Here is a 410-nt window from a genome sequence, read left to right on the forward strand (position 1 = left end):
TGCTTCAGTTCGCCGCCGCCGAGCATGCCGCCGGTAAACCAGGCAAAAAAGTTTTTGCCGCTGCGGATATCCTGCACCACGACGGCGTCACCGCCGATGCGCACCCGCGGATCCTCAGCGATCCTGATTTTCGCTTCACAGGTGCTGCGATCGCCGCTGCGCGCCGCCGGCTGACCATTGATAAAGACCTTTTTCGACCCTTCGGCGAGAAAAATCGGGCCACCGATGTGGTGCGATTTTTTACATTTCACCGTGTCCGTACTGGCCGGGGTGCTGTAAGGCGCGGCCGCGGCGACCGTCGGCTGCAGGATGTCCTGCCGGAGATGAGTGAAAAAATCAGCGATATCCGCCGCGGACAGGTCGCTGACCTGCTTACCCAGGGCCGCGAAAAAATCGCCCGGACGGGCAAC

At 61.2% G+C, this 410-nt stretch carries 1 protein-coding gene; it reads right to left on the reverse strand.

The window, feature by feature from the left end; genetic code table 11:
* Window positions 1-410 (reverse strand): PAAR domain-containing protein (locus tag NG42_RS23060; protein WP_193787970.1); only part of this gene is annotated, 410 nt, incomplete at both ends.

It is taken from the genome of Winslowiella iniecta, from assembly GCF_001267535.1.
Lineage (GTDB): Bacteria > Pseudomonadota > Gammaproteobacteria > Enterobacterales > Enterobacteriaceae > Erwinia > Erwinia iniecta.